The sequence below is a fragment of the Rhodoferax sp. TH121 genome (genome assembly GCF_002251855.1).
In the GTDB taxonomy this organism is placed as follows: Bacteria; Pseudomonadota; Gammaproteobacteria; order Burkholderiales; family Burkholderiaceae_C; genus Allorhodoferax.
This window is the reverse complement of the sequence record NZ_NOXW01000022.1, coordinates 77,359-91,872: the sequence shown is the minus strand read 5'-3', so window position 1 is coordinate 91,872 and position 14,514 is coordinate 77,359. Positions and strand designations below refer to the sequence as shown.

Below are 14,514 nucleotides of genomic sequence, written 5' to 3'. Positions count from 1 at the left end.
GTTTTACAGGCGCCCCTGCTGGCGCAGCCGTTGCGCGCGTTCGCGGATGCCAGTCTGACCGCGCTGCAGCGCTGCCTCGCTGGTGTGCACCGAGTACGGCCCGGTGAACAGATCGTGCGGGTGCAACACACCCGAGCCGAGCACGAAGGCGGTGTCGATCTGCGCCTCAAATTCGATCGCGCCACCGGCGTCTTCAAACACGGCCAGCTCACCGGTGCGCAGCGCAGCGGGCACCGTGAGTTCGCCTTCGCCCACGGCAGCCCAGGCTACCGTGTGGCCAGCGGGTGGCTCAAAACGCCAGGTCTCCCCGGCTTTGAGGTGCACGCCCAGGTAGCTGATGTTGGAGGGCGCGGGGATCGGGCTGGTGTGGCCGCGATAACTGCCCAGCAGCACGCGGGCCGGGCCTGCTTGCGGCACATCCGCAGGGTCCAGGTAGAGGCTGTGCGCCTCGGCCAATTCGAGTTCGGGCGGCATGGCCACCCAGAGCTGGAAGCCGAGCACGCGCGCGCTGTTGTCCAGCGTGCCGGTGTGCCACACGCCCCCGCCGGCCATCATCCATTCCACACCACCCTGGGGCAGCACGCCGCGGGCGCCGTCTTCACCGGTGGTGTCTTCGTAGCGGGTCTGGCCGCTGATCAGGTAGGTGAGCGTGGCAATGCCCGAATGCGGGTGCATGCCGAAACGCGGTGGCGGGCTGCCAGCGGCCACCTCAAAACGGTCCAGAAAGATAAAGGGCTTGAGCAACTGGCCCAGGTCGCCGGGGCTGACCAGGCGCGTGATGGGGCCGTGGCTGCTGCCACGGGTGCGGTGAACGATGGGACGGGCCTGGGTGTGCGCGAGGGTGGGCATGCGGGAACTCCTGATGCGGATGGGGCCGCCGACTGCGAGCCGATGCACCAAGGGTAAGGGTGGGCCGGGCACTTTGCTAGAGCACGCACCTGGCTTTCACTGTTCCATTTTTGGGTCGAATCGGGGGCAAAGCTGCGGCTACAAACCTTGCTCCACCATGGTGAGGAGGCGCTGGCCAAACATCTCGTAGTGCGGGCCCACGGGCGTGGCCAAGGGGCCGTCGATCACCAGCATGGCCAGGCCGTGCACGGCCGACCAGGCCAGCACCTCGGCCCCCGGGCGGCGGGCGGCGGGCATGGCACCGGCTTGCACCAGCAAGTCCAGCGCATCACACAGCAGCTCGTGCGGGTTGCGGCCGCTGTCGCCGGCAGTGGGCCACTCGGGCGTGGCCTGAATAAGTTTGTCGGACAGCGCAAAGGCGGTGCGAAACAGGCCCGGCTCGGCCTTGGCGTAGCGCAAATAACCGGTGCCGACAGCGCGCACGCTGGCGCGGGCATGGTCGGCCGGTAACAGACCCGGGGGCAGGGTGGCCAGCGCGGCCTCCATGGCGCGCGCCACCCCCGACAAGGCATGGGCACGCACGCCCAGCAACAGGTCCTGCTGGTTGGCAAAGTGGCGGTAGGCCGCGTTGGGTGCCACCCCCACGCGGCGGGTGGCCTCGCGCAGCGTGACAGCGGCCGGACCACCCGCCCGGGCCAGCGCAATACCGGCTTCGAGCAGGGCACGGCGCAGGTCGCCATGGCGGTAGGTTTGACGGGCGGGAGGGGAGGACGCGGCAGACATGGCAATCGAATGTGGACAGCGTCCATTATGTTTGCTATTCTTTTGTGGACGGTGTACACAAGTGATGCCGTCACGCTACCCATAGCCCTGCTGTCCACCAAGGAGGTCCCCATGAAAGTCGAGCCATACCTGTTCTTTAACGGCCGCTGTGACGATGCAATCGCCTTCTACCAGGAGGCGCTGGGTGCGGAGGTGACGTTCCTGATGCGCATGAACGACGCCCCGGACCCACCACCCCCTGGCGCCATTCCGGCGGGGTTTGAGCACAAGGTGATGCACGCCAACCTGCGCATTGGCGAGCTGGCGCTGATGGTGTCGGACGGCAACAGCGATATGCAGCCCAGCTTCAAAGGCTTTTGCCTGTCGCTGAGTGTGGCCAACCCCGACGAAGCGGCGCAGCGTTTTGCCGCACTGCTGCCCGGCGGCAAGGTGACCATGCCGCTGGGCCCCACCTTTTGGTCCCCGGCCTTTGGCATGCTGGAAGACCGCTTTGGCGTGGGCTGGATGGTGATCGCGCCCTGAAAGGAAACCCCATGAACCAGACCTACCAGGGAAGCTGCCACTGCGGGCAGATCGCGTTTGAGGTGGACGGTGAATTGACTGGCGCCGTCGATTGCAACTGCTCCATTTGCCAGCGCAAGGGGACGCTGATGTGGTTTGTGCCGCGCGCACAGTTGCGGCTGACGACGCCACCCGAGGCCATGCGCAGCTACACCTTCCACAAACACGTGATCCGGCACCACTTCTGCCCGACCTGCGGTATGCATCCGTTTGGCGAAGGCGTCGGGCCCGATGGTGCGGCGATGGCGGCGGTGAACATCCGCTGCCTGGAAGGCGTCGATGTTTACAACATTCCGGTACACCACCACGACGGGCGTGCACTCTGAGCCGCAGGGCGGCGACAATCGTGGCTCATCCAACCGACGGCGCTGCCAAAGACTCCCCCATGACCGATAGATACAAAGCCGAGGCGGAAGCCCGCGAAGCCGCCCTGTGCGAACCTTGCCGTGGCATCCAGCGCAACTGGCGCCGTGCCCCCGGCCATGCCGAGCTGGTGCAGAAGGAGAACCGCAAAGAAGAACGCGCGGGCCGCAGCGTGACGGTCACGCGCTACCGCTGCGACCGCTGCGGCTCCATCTGGGACTATGAAAACAACCCGGCCAACCAAAAGGCTGGCTGGTCGCTGCCGCGCCGCTAAGCGCAAGCCCGGGGAGCCCAAGCCGGGCGACCACCCTGCATCCGCTATGAATACCGTAGCTGCTCGCGCACAAGCGGCGGGGTCTAGTGGCCGGTTTCTTGTATAAACCGGAGTTCTAAAGGAAACACGCCATGCCCCATCTGGTCATTCTCTACACCGCCAACCTGGACCGCGAGACCGACATGTCGGCCTTGTGCCGCAACTTGGCCGACACCATGCTGGCGCAGCGGGACGAGTCGGGCAAACAGGTGTTTCCCACCGGCGGTGTGCGGGTGCTGGCCTACCCTGCGGCCCACAGTGCAGTCGCAGACGGCAAGGGCGACTATGGCTTTGTGTACCTGAACCTGCGCATGGCGCGCGGACGCAGCGCGGCCCTGCAAAAACAGATGGGCGATGCGCTCACAGCAGCGGTGGGCGCGCACTTTGCCACGCTGCTGGCGCAGAAGCCGTTGGGTATCACCCTGCAGATTGACGAAGGGCACGAGGTGTTTGACGGCAAACACAGCACGCTGCACCCGCTGTTCAACAAGGCGCTGTGAGTCGCTGAATGCGCGGAGGCGAGCTGCTGGTCAAGATTGCCGACACCGGGGACGAGTTCGACGGCATCGCACGGCTGAACTATGCGACCTTTGTGGAAGAAATTCCGCAGCACCAAAGCAACCCCAACCGGGCGCTGGTGGACAAGTTTCACCAGGAGAACACTTACTTCATTGCCAAGGACGGCGAGGCCATTGTCGGCATGCTGGCCTTGCGCAATCAGCGACCTTTTTCGCTGGATGCCAAACTACCAAACTTGGATGCGCATGTGCTGCCGGGGGAGTCGCTGTGCGAGATTCGGCTGCTGGCCATTGAACCCAGCCACCGGCACAGCCGGGTGCTGCGCGAGCTGTTCCGGGCCCTGTTTGCAAACTGCGTGGCACAAGGGTTTGACCGCGCGCTGATCTCCGGGCGACTGGAGAACATTCCCCTGTACACCAAGCTGGGCTTTGAGCCCTTCGCCGAGCCGGTAGGCAGCGAAGGGGCGCGTTACCAACCCATGTTCATGACGCGGGCTACCGCCAACCGCCAGCTGCGCGCACTGCCGGTGCGTGCCGCCATGGAAGCAGCGCCTGCGGGGGCGCGCCATTGCTTTTTGCCCGGCCCGGTGGCCCTGCACCCGGAGGTGGAAGCGGCCATGCGCCTGCCGGTGTATTCGCACCGCAGCATGCGGTATGCCTCTCTGCTGGACGAGACCCAGGAACGGCTGCGCACCCTGACCCACACGCAGGCCGTGGAGGTGCTCATGGGCACGGGGACGCTGGCCAACGATGTGGTGGCTGCGCACATTGCCGAGTTGGGGAGCAAGGGCCTGATCGTGTCGAACGGTGAGTTTGGGGAGCGGCTGCTGGCCCATGCGCACGGCTTTGGCATTGCCCACGTGGCGCAGCAGCTGCCCTGGGGCCAGGCCATCGACCCCGACGCCATTGCGCAGCGCTTGGACGATGACCCCGACATCCGCTGGCTGTGGTGTGTGCACTGCGAAACCTCCACCGGGCAGATCAACCCGGTGCAAGAACTACAAGCGGTATGTGATGCGCGGCAGGTGCTCACGCATTGGGACGGCATCAGCGCACTGGGGGTGCTGCCCTGCGACTGGCGCGGGGTCCGTATGGCCAGCGCGGTGAGCGGCAAAGGCTTGGGCGCCCTGACCGGGCTGGCCATGGTGTTCTACAACCCGGCGCTGCTGCAGCCGCAGCCCACGGCCCGCCCCTTGCCCGCCTACCTGGACCTGCGGACCTATGCCAAGCAGCAGGGGCAACCCTACAGCGGCTCGTCGCTGCTGCTGGAGACCTTGGCCAGCGCCTTGCGCCGCCCGCAGGCGCCACGCGCGGCCACGCGCGCCTTGTTGGGCGATTGGCTGGCACCGCGCTTGCAGCAGCTGGGCTTGCCCCTGGTGGTGCAGGGTGCGGCCCGTTCGCCGGGAGTATTCACCCTGGCGCTGCCAAAGGAGCTGTCATCACGGGCGCTGGGCGATGCCCTTTTGGAGGCAGGCCTGGAATGCAGCTACGCCAGCGGCTACCTGCTGCAGCGCAACTGGCTGCAGATCTGCCTGATGGGCGAGGCCAGCCAAGCCGGGCTGGCCCTGCTGTGTGAGCAGCTCGCGCGGCATCTCGAATAACAGAAGAAAGCAGGCACTATGTCTCGTTTGCACGGTTGGGGTTTGCTGTTGGCGGTGGCATTGCCATTGCTGATCTTTTTCAGCTGGTCGCGGCTGGGGAGCGAGACGGCGCGTATCAATCTGGAGCGCTACGAGGATTGGGCAGTAAGTGGTACCGCAGCGCTGATGCAACCCCTGCAAGCGCACTACCTGAAGCAGCGGCAACCCGCAGTCCATGGGGATCTGGAGTTGCCCGCGGTACCCCCTAAAAGCGGCGTGAAGGCCTGGGCGCTGCAAGCCGACAGCACTTTGCTGGTGACACTGGACGCCAAGGTCGATGGGCGCGTGGTGCAGCTGCGGTATGTACCGATTGTGCGCAGTGCCACCGGGATTTTTTACGATTGTGTGAGTGACACCTCGCCCGTGCAGGTGGGGCGGATTTGCAGGGGCGAAGTGCTCAAGGCAACGAGCGATGTGGCCGCCCAACTGGACGCGAATGCCCAGGTGCTGGCCACGCTGCCGCCGGTACAAACGGCGTCGGGCACAACGCTGGCGGCAGGCACCCCCACGGGCAGTGTGGTGGTGGTTCCTGCCGTGGCAAAAGACCTGAATAACTGCGGTTTCCAGTGTGTGCAGCCACAAAGCTGTGTGACGCCGCGCCCGCTGGCCTGCGCCAAGCAGGTGACCGAAGGCAGCAGTGGCTACCAGGATGTGCGTGCCTCCCCCGACGACGTGCGCGGCAGCCAATTCGACACCCGTAGCGCGGCCGATGCGGCCTGCGCGCAAGCGTTGGGCACCGGGTACCGCATCGCCCAAGCAGGTAGCTTGGGCGGGGTATTCACGCTCACCGGCGGCAACGAATATTGGGTGCACAACAATGTGCGCTCCGAGCAGAACTGCTGGACCCCGTGACAGTGTTGCGTTACTCCACGCCCGCACTGCGGGCGCAGGGCTTGGCCCTGTGGGCCGCCGTGACCGTGTTGGCCATGGCGGCGCCGTGGCTCAACCCGGTGACCTGGGGCCCCAACCCCGAGATGGTGCAGCGCCTGCTGTCGGTGGGCTGTGGTGCAGTGCTGCTGGTCGCGTGGGTGGGCTATGGGCCGCGTGTCAGTGCCCGCGCACTGGCGCACACGCTGGCCTGGGGCTGGCTGCTGGCCGCGCTGCTGAGTGCGGGGGCTGGTGTGCTGCAGTACTTCGGCGCAGAGGGACTGCTGCCCTACCCCTGGATCAGCGCTTCCAGCCCGGGGCAGGCCTATGCCAACCTGCGCCAACGCAACCAGTTTGCGTCGCTCACCTCGCTCGGGCTGGTGGCCCTGCTGTACCTGGCTAACGACCACCCCAACGCAGACTCCCGACACCCCGCCCTGCGGCGGCTGTGCGTGATACTGGCCATAGCCGTACTGGCGCTGGGCAACGCCGCCAGCAGCTCCCGCACGGGGGTGCTGCAGTGGCTGGGCCTGGTGGCGCTGGCCTGGGTGTGGGCCCGCCATGGGCGGCGCAGCATACTGGGGTGGACCCTGTTGGCCGCAGCCCTGTATGTGCTGGCGGCCTGGGCGCTTCCCCAGGCGCTGGAGGCCGCCACCGGGCAGGTCGGCAAGGGCGCGCTGCAGCGCTTTCAGGAGAGCTCCGATTGCGGCAGCCGCACCATTCTGTGGAGCAATGTGCTGGAGCTGATTGCCCACAAACCCTGGCTGGGCTGGGGCTGGGATGAACTGAAATTTGCGCACTTCATCACGCCCTACCGGGGCGCGCGTTTTTGCGAGCTGCTGGACAACGCCCACAACCTGCCCCTGCATTTGGCCGTGGAGCTGGGCGTGCCGGCCGCGCTGCTGTTGTGTGGCGGAGCGCTGGCGGCGGTGCTGTGGGCCACGCCCTGGCGCGACACCCACCCCGCGCGGCAAATGGCCTGGGCCGGCCTGGCCACCATTGCACTACACAGCCTGCTGGAGTACCCCTTGTGGTACGGGCCCTTCCAGCTGGCCACGCTGTTGTGCCTGTGGCTGCTGTGGCGCACCCGCCAGGATGCGCCCACCGCGCCGCGTGCCGTCGGCCAGCTGCCGCTGAGCCTGCTGGCGGCCACGGGTCTGCTGGCGATTGCGGCGTATGTGGGCTGGGACTATTGGCGTGTGGGCCAGCTGTTTCTGCCGCAGGCACACCGCGCGCATGCCTACCGCGACGACACGCTGACCAAGGTCAGCGACTCCTGGCTGTTCCGGGACATGGTGCGCTTTGCCAGCGTGACCACCACCAGCCCCAGCCCCGACAACGCCACAGCCCTGTATGCAGACGCGCTGCAGACGCTGCACTATTCGCCCGAGCCCCGGGTGATCGGCGCCTTGCTGGAAAGCGCGCGCCTGCTAGGTCAAGAGACGGCGACCACGGAACACATCCGCCGCCAGTGGCAGACCGTGTACGGCAAGACCCCTGCAACGGCCCCGTGAGTTGCTACAAATTCAGTAGCTATTTGCGCAACATCCATGAGCCCAAAGGCCGTTTCGACACTTAAATGCGCCGACTATTCCACCAGCCCTCCAGGCTGTAGACCAGCAGCGCCGCCCAGATCAGGCCGAAGCCCACGGCGCGTGCAGCTTCAAACGCCTCGCCGTAGAGCCACACCCCGATCAGCAACTGCAGTGTGGGCGAGATGTATTGCAGGATGCCCATGGTGGACATGCTGACGCGCCGCGCACCCGCCGCAAACAGCAGCAGCGGGATGGCGGTGAGTGGCCCGCCCAGTAGCAGCCAACCCACGGTAACCGTATCTGCCTGCACCAGAGCGCCCTGCCCGTGCCAGCCCCACCACAGCAGGCAGCCCGCCGCCACAGGGCTGAGCACCAGGGTTTCCAGCGTCAGGCCTTCGAGCGCGCCCAGCGCACCGACCTTGCGCAGCAAGCCGTAGAAACCAAAAGTGATGGCCAGCACCAGCGCCACCCAGGGCAGACGCCCGGCCTGCACGGTAAGCCAGAGCACCCCGGCGGCGGCCACCGCTACCGCCAGCCACTGGCCGGGGCGCGGGCGCTCGTGCAGGAATACAAAGCCCAGCGCCACATTCACCAGCGGAAGGATGAAGTATCCCAGGCTAGCGTCGAGCACATGGGCGTTTTGTACGGCCCACACATAGGTGCACCAGTTGGCCGCCAGCAGAACGGCCGAGAGCACAAAGGCACCCAGCACCCGCGGTGTGCGCAGCGCAACACCCAGCCAGGCCCAGTGCTTGCGCACCGCCAACACCCCCAGCAAAAACACCAGCGACCAGACGGTGCGGTGCATCACCACCTCAAAGGCGTTGACCGAGGCCAGCTGTTTGAAAAAAATGGGAAACAGGCCCCAGGCCGTGTAGGCCAGGGCCGCGTAAATCACTCCGGAATGCATGCAAGTTGCTCAAGCACTGCGCCCTTAGGCGCGGGACGTTGAGCTTAACCCGCCAGCGAAGGCCTTATTTGCCGCCCAGCAGTGCTGTTTTGAGCTTGGCGTCTGCAGGGCGGTCGCCAAAGTAGTTGTGCATCAGGCAGGTGAAGAACTCAGGTTCGGAGATTTCAGCCGCAAGCTTGCCGTTGATGCTGATGACGGTGCCTTTGCCGGGCATCTCGTCGACGGTGAACATCTCACCAGCGGTCATTTTTTTCTTGTCAGCGAAAAGCTCACCCAACTTCACGATGCCCGGAATGCACTTGCCAAACTGCTCGCGTGGCAGGTTGTCACTCATCACCTGGGACATGGTCTTGCCCAAGGTGGTGGAGTCGATTTCACGCAAGAAGCTCACTTTGAGACGCTTGGGTCCTTTGGACATGTACACGTCAGTCGATGTGGTGGAGGGCACCGGCATATACAGCGCCGCTGCATACACCTTGAACACAATCCGGGTCCGGACACCCGCACCATTGAGTTTCAACGTGGAGCCGCCCAACTGGATTTCCCGCTCAAAGGAGACACCCTCCACCGATACGCTGCTGCCCGAACCTGCAGCCTGAGGCTCTGGCTGCACGGTACCTTGCGCCGTGTTTTGCGCCAGAGTGGGGAAGGGCAACGCCAGCAGCCCAGCCAACAGCACTGCCATTGGGGTCTGAATCAACACTTTCAACATAGCGAGACTTTCTGCGTCAGGAGGAGCGACGCAGCACCAGGAACCCGAATGCCGTCGCGGTGAGGTACATGCTGACCGAGTAAATGGCCGCGGGCAACGCCAGTTGGAAGTTGCCCAATACCGACAGCGCCACAAAGATGGCCAGGGTGGAATTGTGGATGCCGATCTCGAAACTCACGGCAGTGGCCACGGGTTTGTCCAAACCGGCCCAGCGCGAGAGGTAATACCCCGAGAGCAGGCTCAGCAGGTTGAAGGCCAGCACCACCGGCCCCAGGCTGGAGAAAGATTCGGTGAGCGCGGTCCACTCCTTGGCGATGGCGATGATGGAGAAGGCGGCCAGCACGAGGGCGCTGAAGGCCTTCATGGGCTGGCCCATGCGCTGGGCAAAGGCCGGGCGTTGGCGGCTGACCACCATGCCAATGGCCACCGGCACCAAGATCACCCCCACCACCTCAAACACCTTGCCAAACTGCAACGGCACGACCTGGCCGGTCTGCACAAAGGTGGCAATCGCCCAGTTGGCAATCAGCGGCAGGCTGACGATGGAGAGCACGGTGTTGATGGCCGTGAGCGAGATGTTCATGGCCACATTGCCACCAAACAAATGGCTGAACAGATTAGCCGATACCCCGCCAGGCGAGGCTGCCAGCAGCATCAAGCCCACGGCATACACCGGCTCCACGCGCATCACCACAATGAGCAGGTAGGCCGCACCGGGCAGCACCAGCATCTGGATGGCTAGCGCCAGCGCCACGGCCTTGGGGTTCTCGCGCAAGCGGCCAAAGTCACCCAGCGAAAGGGACAGGCCCAGGCCAAACATGACCAGGGCCAGCGCGATCAGCAACAGCGTGGGCAGCGCCGCAGTAAAGCTCATGCCGCCACACCGGTGGGGGCCGACACAGAGCCCAAACGGCGGCGGATTTCATCACGCACCTCGGTGCGCATGTTGAAGTGGAAGGCGGTTTCGGCCACCAGGAACAGGGGGCCTACCAGCAGGCCTACCAGGTCGTCTACAAAGGCGGGTTTTTTGCCTTCGTAGTAGTGACCCAAAAACTGGATCGCCCAGCCCAGTACAAACAGGCCTACGCCCCAGCCCAGCCAGACGCTGGTGCTTTGGGCTGCAAACCACTGGCTGGCCGCCAGGGAGACGGCCAACAGCAGGGCCATGACGATGCCAAAGCGGGCATCCAGGCGGGCATAAAACCAGCTGGAGGCCAACGCCACCAAGACGGCAGGGCTGAGCATCAGCGCACCCACCTGCCACTGCGGGCGCGACAAGAGGATGGTGACTGCCAACACAATCATCGGAATGCCCACAAAGTGGGTGACGACATTGCGGTGGTCCTGGTGGTAGGCGGCGTATTGTGTGAGGTGGTCGGTCAGGGTTTTCATGGCGGTCTCCTGCATGCTTCTGGGTTGACGTAGCGCAATCATGGGCTTAGCCTCGGCACCACGTCTGTCGGGTAGCCGACACATGACGCGTCATCCGTATAAACCACTAGACCCATGACCGACCCGTCCCGCTACCTGCCCGTGCTGAATTCCGGGCGCTGGTTCGCCCAGCTTCCGGGCGCGTTTTCGCAGGCCCTGCTCCAGATGGCCAAGCTGCGCGCACTGCAAACGGGTGATGCGCTATTCCTGCGCGACAGTGCGCCCTGTGGCCTGTATGCACTGGTGAGCGGCGCCATCCGCATTTCGGGCCAGAGTGGCCAGCGCAACGATACGCGCGAGGCCTTGCTGGTAGTGCTGACACCGCCGCAGTGGTTTGGGGAAATATCGGTGTTTGACGGCTCTGCCCGCACCCACCACGCCCACGCCGCCGAACCCAGCACGCTGCTGCAGGTACCGCACGAGGAGCTGCTGGCCTGGCTGCAGGCCCACCCCCAGCACTGGCGCGACCTGGCCGTGCTGATGGCCGACAAGCTGCGTATGGCATTTGTGAGCATGGAAGAACAAACCGTGCTGAGTGCACCGCTGCGCCTGGCCCGCCGTCTGGTGGGCATGGCCCAGGGCTACGGCCAGCGCGCGGATGACAGCAGCACCCGGCGCGTATTGGCCATCACCCAGGAAGAACTGGCGCTGATGATTGGCGTGTCGCGCCAAACCACCAACCAGATCCTCAACACCCTCAAGGCCCAGCACATCGTGCGCATCCAGCGCGGCGAACTCGAAATCCTGGACCTTCCGGCGCTACGCGCGCTGTGCCAATAAATAAGCCCGCAACCTCACAGAAAGGAGCGGGCTTTTTCAGGGCTACCGCAGCACCGGCTCTACCGGGCTGCTGGTAGCACCCCCTTCAAGGGGGAAGGCGGCAAAGCCGCCACGGGGGTGCGCTTTACTTCGCGACGACGCGGGCCATTTCGAGGACCTTGTTCGAGTAACCCCATTCGTTGTCGTACCAGCTCACCAGCTTGACGAAGGTGCCGTCCAAAGCGATGGAGGCTTCTGCGTCATAGATGGAGGTGCGGCTGTCACCACGGAAATCGGTCGCAACCACTTTGTCTTCGGTGTAGCCCAACACGCCCTTCAAGGCGCCTTCGGACTGGGCCTTCAACTCGGCGTTGATCTCGGCGATGGTGGCAGAGGTGTTCAGCTCCACGGTCAAGTCGACCACGGACACGTCGCTGGTGGGCACGCGGAAGGCCATGCCGGTGAGCTTTTTGTTCAGCTCGGGAATCACCACACCCACAGCCTTGGCAGCACCTGTGGAGGAAGGAATGATGTTTTCCAGAATGCCGCGGCCTCCGCGCCAGTCTTTGTTGGAGGGGCCGTCCACGGTCTTCTGGGTGGCAGTGGCTGCGTGCACGGTGGTCATCAGGCCGCGCTTGATGCCGAACTTGTCGTTGATGACCTTGGCCAGGGGGGCCAAGCAGTTGGTAGTGCAAGAAGCGTTGGAGATGATGGCCTCGCCCTTGTAGGTCGTGTGGTTCACACCGTAGACGAACATGGGGGTGTCGTCCTTGGAGGGAGCGGACAGGATGACCTTCTTGGCGCCAGCATCGATGTGCTTCTGCGCGGTTTCCTTGGTCAGGAACAGGCCGGTGGATTCGACCACGATATCGGCACCGACGTCGGCCCACTTCAGGTTCGCAGGGTCACGCTCTTGCGTCAGGCGGATTTTCTTGCCGTTGACGATCAGCACGCCGTTGTCCACCGACACCTCGCCCTTGAAGCGGCCATGCACGCTGTCGTACTGCAGCATGTAAGCCAGGTAGTCAGGCTCCAGCAGGTCGTTGATGCCAACGATCTCGATGTCGTTGAAGTTCTGGACTGCGGCACGGAACACCATACGGCCGATGCGGCCAAAGCCGTTGATACCAATCTTGATTGTCATTTGCTTCTCTCTTCAATTAAAAAATCGTAGGACACAGAAACCAGAATTACTTATTTGCGCAGCACTTGTTCGACGGTGTCAGCCACGTTGTCCGCAGTGAAGCCGAAGTGCTTGAACAGCACTGGTGCGGGGGCAGATTCGCCGTAGGTGTCCAGACCCACGACAGCAGCAGTGCCGTACTTCCACCAGCCGCCGGTGGAACCCATTTCCACCGCAATGCGGGGTACACCGGCCGGCAACACGCTGGACTTGTACTCGGTGCTTTGCAGGTCGAAGGTGGTGGTGGAAGGCATGGAAACCACGCGCACTGCGATCTTGCGCTCGGCCAGCACCTTTTGCGCGGCAATGGCCAACTGCACCTCGGAACCGGTGGCGATGATCACGGCTTGCGCCTTCTTCTTCAGGCCAGCGTCCGATGGCTCAGCCAGCACATAGGCGCCCTTGCTGATGGCGTCCAGGCCAGAGGCATCCGGAGCCACGGCGGAATCGCCCTTGGCGATGTAGGCGATGTTCTGGCGGCTCAAGAGCAGCGCAGTGGGCTTGGCCTTGTTTTGCAACGCCACGGTCCAGGCCACAGCGGTTTCAGCCGTGTCCGCAGGGCGCCAGACATCCAGGTTGGGGATCAGGCGCAAGGACGCTGCGTGCTCGATGGACTGGTGGGTGGGGCCGTCTTCGCCCAGACCGATGGAGTCGTGGGTGAACACGTGCACCACGCGCAGCTTCATCAAGGCCGCCATGCGGATGGCGTTGCGGCTGTAGTCGCTGAAGGTCAGGAAGGTGCCACCGTAGGGAATGAAGCCACCGTGCAGGGCCACGCCGTTCATGATGGCGGCCATGCCGAATTCGCGCACGCCGTAGTTGATGTGGCGGCCGCCTTGGCCGGCTTCGTTGGTCACCACGTCGCCGGTCAATGCGTCAAAACGCAGGTTGGGCGTGCTCTTGGTGTTGGTCAGGTTGGAGCCGGTCAGGTCGGCAGAGCCACCCAGCATTTCGGGCAGGGCTGCGGTGAAAGACTCGAGTGCCAACTGGCTGGCCTTGCGGCTTGCCACGGTTTCGCCCTTTTGGTGGGCAGCGATCACGGTGTCCACGGCGGTCTGCACGAAGTTCTTGGGCAGGTCGCCCTTCATGCGGCGTACGAATTCTTTGGCCAGCTCGGGGAAGGCGGCTTTGTAAGCGGCGAACTTGTCGTTCCAGGCAGCTTCTGCGGCCTTGCCTTTTTCCTTGGCATCCCAGTCTGCATAGACTTCTTTGGGCACGACGAAGGGCGCGTGGCTCCAGCCGATGGATTCACGGGTGAGCTTGATTTCTTCCGCGCCCAAAGGCTCGCCATGGGCCTTGGAGGTGTTGGCGCGGTTGGGGCTTCCCTTGCCGATGTGGGTCTTGCTGATGATCAGGGTGGGGCGGTTGTCGGTGCCGGCCTTGGCTTGTGCAATGGCGGCAGACACGGCAGCCACGTCGTGGCCGTCCACCGGACCGATCACGTTCCAGCCATAGGCCACAAAACGCTGGGCAGTGTTGTCAATGAACCAAGGAGCTACCTGGCCGTCGATAGAGATGCCGTTGTCGTCATACAGCGCGATCAGCTTGCCCAGTTTCCAGGCACCGGCCAGTGCAGCGGCTTCGTGGCTGATACCTTCCATCAGGCAGCCGTCACCCATGAACACGTAGGTGTGGTGGTCCACGATGGCATGGCCTTCGCGGTTGAACTCCTTGGCCAGCAGCTTTTCCGCCAGGGCAAAGCCCACAGCATTGGTAATGCCCTGGCCCAACGGGCCGGTGGTGGTTTCCACGCCGGGGGTGATGCCGAACTCGGGGTGGCCTGCGGTCTTGCTGTGCAGCTGGCGGAAGTTCTTGAGTTCGCCAATCGGCAGTTTGTAGCCGGTCAGGTGCAACAGCGCATAGATCAGCATGGAGCCGTGGCCATTGGACAGGATGAAACGGTCGCGGTTGGCCCAGTTGGGGTTGGCGGGGTTGTGGCGCAGGTGTTCACCCCACAATGCCACGGCCATGTCGGCCATGCCCATGGGGGCGCCGGGGTGGCCGGAGTTGGCTTGTTGCACAGCGTCCATGGACAGTGCGCGGATGGCGTTGGCCATGTCTTGGGTATTGGGGGTGGGGGCCATTGAGGG

At 64.3% G+C, this 14,514-nt stretch carries 16 protein-coding genes; 8 read left to right on the top strand and 8 right to left on the bottom strand.

All coding sequences use genetic code 11. From position 1 onward, the window contains the following. Window positions 1-3: 3 nt before the first annotated feature. Both CHU94_RS14835 and CHU94_RS14830 read right to left on the bottom strand, forming a co-directional pair. Window positions 4-849, bottom strand: a complete 846-nt coding sequence (locus CHU94_RS14835) for a pirin family protein (RefSeq protein ID WP_094481286.1) — start codon at window positions 847-849, stop codon at window positions 4-6. Window positions 850-987: 138 nt separating this feature from the next. Beyond that, window positions 988-1,632 carry a TetR/AcrR family transcriptional regulator gene (locus CHU94_RS14830; protein WP_094481284.1) on the bottom strand — a complete coding sequence of 215 codons (645 nt, stop codon included), beginning with the start codon at window positions 1,630-1,632 and terminating at the stop codon, window positions 988-990. Window positions 1,633-1,743: 111 nt separating this feature from the next. On the opposite strand from CHU94_RS14830, the gene CHU94_RS14825 reads away from it, so the two are divergent. From CHU94_RS14825 to CHU94_RS14795, 7 genes are all read left to right on the top strand, one after another. After that, window positions 1,744-2,154, top strand: a complete 411-nt coding sequence (locus tag CHU94_RS14825; RefSeq protein ID WP_094482755.1) for a VOC family protein — start codon at window positions 1,744-1,746, stop codon at window positions 2,152-2,154. 11 nt (window positions 2,155-2,165) lie between these two features. After that, window positions 2,166-2,519 carry a GFA family protein gene (locus CHU94_RS14820; protein WP_094481282.1) on the top strand — a complete coding sequence of 118 codons (354 nt, stop codon included), beginning with the start codon at window positions 2,166-2,168 and terminating at the stop codon, window positions 2,517-2,519. Window positions 2,520-2,578: 59 nt separating this feature from the next. Continuing rightward, complete coding sequence (locus CHU94_RS14815; protein WP_094481280.1) at window positions 2,579-2,830, top strand: hypothetical protein; 252 nt, start codon at window positions 2,579-2,581, stop codon at window positions 2,828-2,830. A gap of 131 nt (window positions 2,831-2,961) precedes the next feature. Further along, window positions 2,962-3,369 (top strand): 5-carboxymethyl-2-hydroxymuconate Delta-isomerase, encoded by a 408-nt coding sequence (locus CHU94_RS14810; RefSeq protein ID WP_094481278.1) that lies wholly within the window; start codon window positions 2,962-2,964, stop codon window positions 3,367-3,369. Between the two features lie 8 nt (window positions 3,370-3,377). Next, complete coding sequence (locus tag CHU94_RS14805; protein WP_094481276.1) at window positions 3,378-4,988, top strand: GNAT family N-acetyltransferase; 1,611 nt, start codon at window positions 3,378-3,380, stop codon at window positions 4,986-4,988. An 18-nt stretch (window positions 4,989-5,006) separates the two neighbouring features. After that, the gene (locus tag CHU94_RS14800) at window positions 5,007-5,879 is read left to right on the top strand and encodes a hypothetical protein (RefSeq protein WP_141211469.1); all 873 of its coding nucleotides are present in this window, start codon (window positions 5,007-5,009) and stop codon (window positions 5,877-5,879) included. Next, the gene (locus tag CHU94_RS14795) at window positions 5,876-7,408 is read left to right on the top strand and encodes a PglL family O-oligosaccharyltransferase (RefSeq protein ID WP_141211468.1); all 1,533 of its coding nucleotides are present in this window, start codon (window positions 5,876-5,878) and stop codon (window positions 7,406-7,408) included. Before CHU94_RS14800 ends, CHU94_RS14795 begins: the two co-directional genes overlap by 4 nt. Before the next feature lie 61 nt (window positions 7,409-7,469). On the opposite strand, the gene rarD is transcribed toward CHU94_RS14795, so the two are convergent. From rarD to CHU94_RS14775, 4 genes are all read right to left on the bottom strand, one after another. Continuing rightward, window positions 7,470-8,339 (bottom strand): EamA family transporter RarD, encoded by an 870-nt coding sequence (gene rarD / locus CHU94_RS14790; protein ID WP_094481270.1) that lies wholly within the window; start codon window positions 8,337-8,339, stop codon window positions 7,470-7,472. A 64-nt stretch (window positions 8,340-8,403) separates the two neighbouring features. Further along, on the bottom strand, window positions 8,404-9,051 hold the full coding sequence (locus tag CHU94_RS14785; protein WP_094481268.1) for a chalcone isomerase family protein: 648 nt from the start codon (window positions 9,049-9,051) through the stop codon (window positions 8,404-8,406). Window positions 9,052-9,067: 16 nt separating this feature from the next. Then, window positions 9,068-9,925: a bile acid:sodium symporter family protein gene (locus tag CHU94_RS14780; protein WP_094481266.1), complete on the bottom strand. Its 858-nt coding sequence runs from the start codon at window positions 9,923-9,925 to the stop codon at window positions 9,068-9,070. After that, window positions 9,922-10,443: a DUF962 domain-containing protein gene (locus tag CHU94_RS14775; RefSeq protein ID WP_094482753.1), complete on the bottom strand. Its 522-nt coding sequence runs from the start codon at window positions 10,441-10,443 to the stop codon at window positions 9,922-9,924. Before CHU94_RS14775 ends, CHU94_RS14780 begins: the two co-directional genes overlap by 4 nt. Window positions 10,444-10,557: 114 nt before the next feature. Here CHU94_RS14775 and CHU94_RS14770 point away from each other — a divergent pair, with 114 nt between their 5' ends. After that, a complete protein-coding gene (locus CHU94_RS14770; RefSeq protein ID WP_094481264.1) occupies window positions 10,558-11,262 on the top strand; it encodes a Crp/Fnr family transcriptional regulator in 705 nt (234 codons plus the stop codon). 124 nt (window positions 11,263-11,386) lie between these two features. On the opposite strand, the gene gap is transcribed toward CHU94_RS14770, so the two are convergent. Both gap and tkt read right to left on the bottom strand, forming a co-directional pair. Beyond that, on the bottom strand, window positions 11,387-12,385 hold the full coding sequence (gene gap / locus CHU94_RS14765; RefSeq protein ID WP_094481262.1) for a type I glyceraldehyde-3-phosphate dehydrogenase: 999 nt from the start codon (window positions 12,383-12,385) through the stop codon (window positions 11,387-11,389). Window positions 12,386-12,435: 50 nt separating this feature from the next. Next, window positions 12,436-14,508 (bottom strand): transketolase, encoded by a 2,073-nt coding sequence (gene tkt / locus CHU94_RS14760; protein ID WP_094481260.1) that lies wholly within the window; start codon window positions 14,506-14,508, stop codon window positions 12,436-12,438. Window positions 14,509-14,514: the final 6 nt, after the last annotated feature.

Coding starts and splice junctions, on each gene's coding strand:
- CHU94_RS14805 (WP_094481276.1), top strand. CDS start 3,378: ATGCGCGGAGGCGAGCTGCTGGTCAAGATTGCCGACACCGGGGACGAG.
- CHU94_RS14770 (WP_094481264.1), top strand. CDS start 10,558: ATGACCGACCCGTCCCGCTACCTGCCCGTGCTGAATTCCGGGCGCTGG.
- CHU94_RS14835 (WP_094481286.1), bottom strand. CDS start 849: ATGCCCACCCTCGCGCACACCCAGGCCCGTCCCATCGTTCACCGCACC.
- CHU94_RS14810 (WP_094481278.1), top strand. CDS start 2,962: ATGCCCCATCTGGTCATTCTCTACACCGCCAACCTGGACCGCGAGACC.
- tkt (WP_094481260.1), bottom strand. CDS start 14,508: ATGGCCCCCACCCCCAATACCCAAGACATGGCCAACGCCATCCGCGCA.
- CHU94_RS14820 (WP_094481282.1), top strand. CDS start 2,166: ATGAACCAGACCTACCAGGGAAGCTGCCACTGCGGGCAGATCGCGTTT.
- CHU94_RS14830 (WP_094481284.1), bottom strand. CDS start 1,632: ATGTCTGCCGCGTCCTCCCCTCCCGCCCGTCAAACCTACCGCCATGGC.
- CHU94_RS14800 (WP_141211469.1), top strand. CDS start 5,007: ATGTCTCGTTTGCACGGTTGGGGTTTGCTGTTGGCGGTGGCATTGCCA.
- rarD (WP_094481270.1), bottom strand. CDS start 8,339: ATGCATTCCGGAGTGATTTACGCGGCCCTGGCCTACACGGCCTGGGGC.
- gap (WP_094481262.1), bottom strand. CDS start 12,385: ATGACAATCAAGATTGGTATCAACGGCTTTGGCCGCATCGGCCGTATG.
- CHU94_RS14775 (WP_094482753.1), bottom strand. CDS start 10,443: ATGAAAACCCTGACCGACCACCTCACACAATACGCCGCCTACCACCAG.
- CHU94_RS14815 (WP_094481280.1), top strand. CDS start 2,579: ATGACCGATAGATACAAAGCCGAGGCGGAAGCCCGCGAAGCCGCCCTG.
- CHU94_RS14780 (WP_094481266.1), bottom strand. CDS start 9,925: ATGAGCTTTACTGCGGCGCTGCCCACGCTGTTGCTGATCGCGCTGGCC.
- CHU94_RS14825 (WP_094482755.1), top strand. CDS start 1,744: ATGAAAGTCGAGCCATACCTGTTCTTTAACGGCCGCTGTGACGATGCA.
- CHU94_RS14785 (WP_094481268.1), bottom strand. CDS start 9,051: ATGTTGAAAGTGTTGATTCAGACCCCAATGGCAGTGCTGTTGGCTGGG.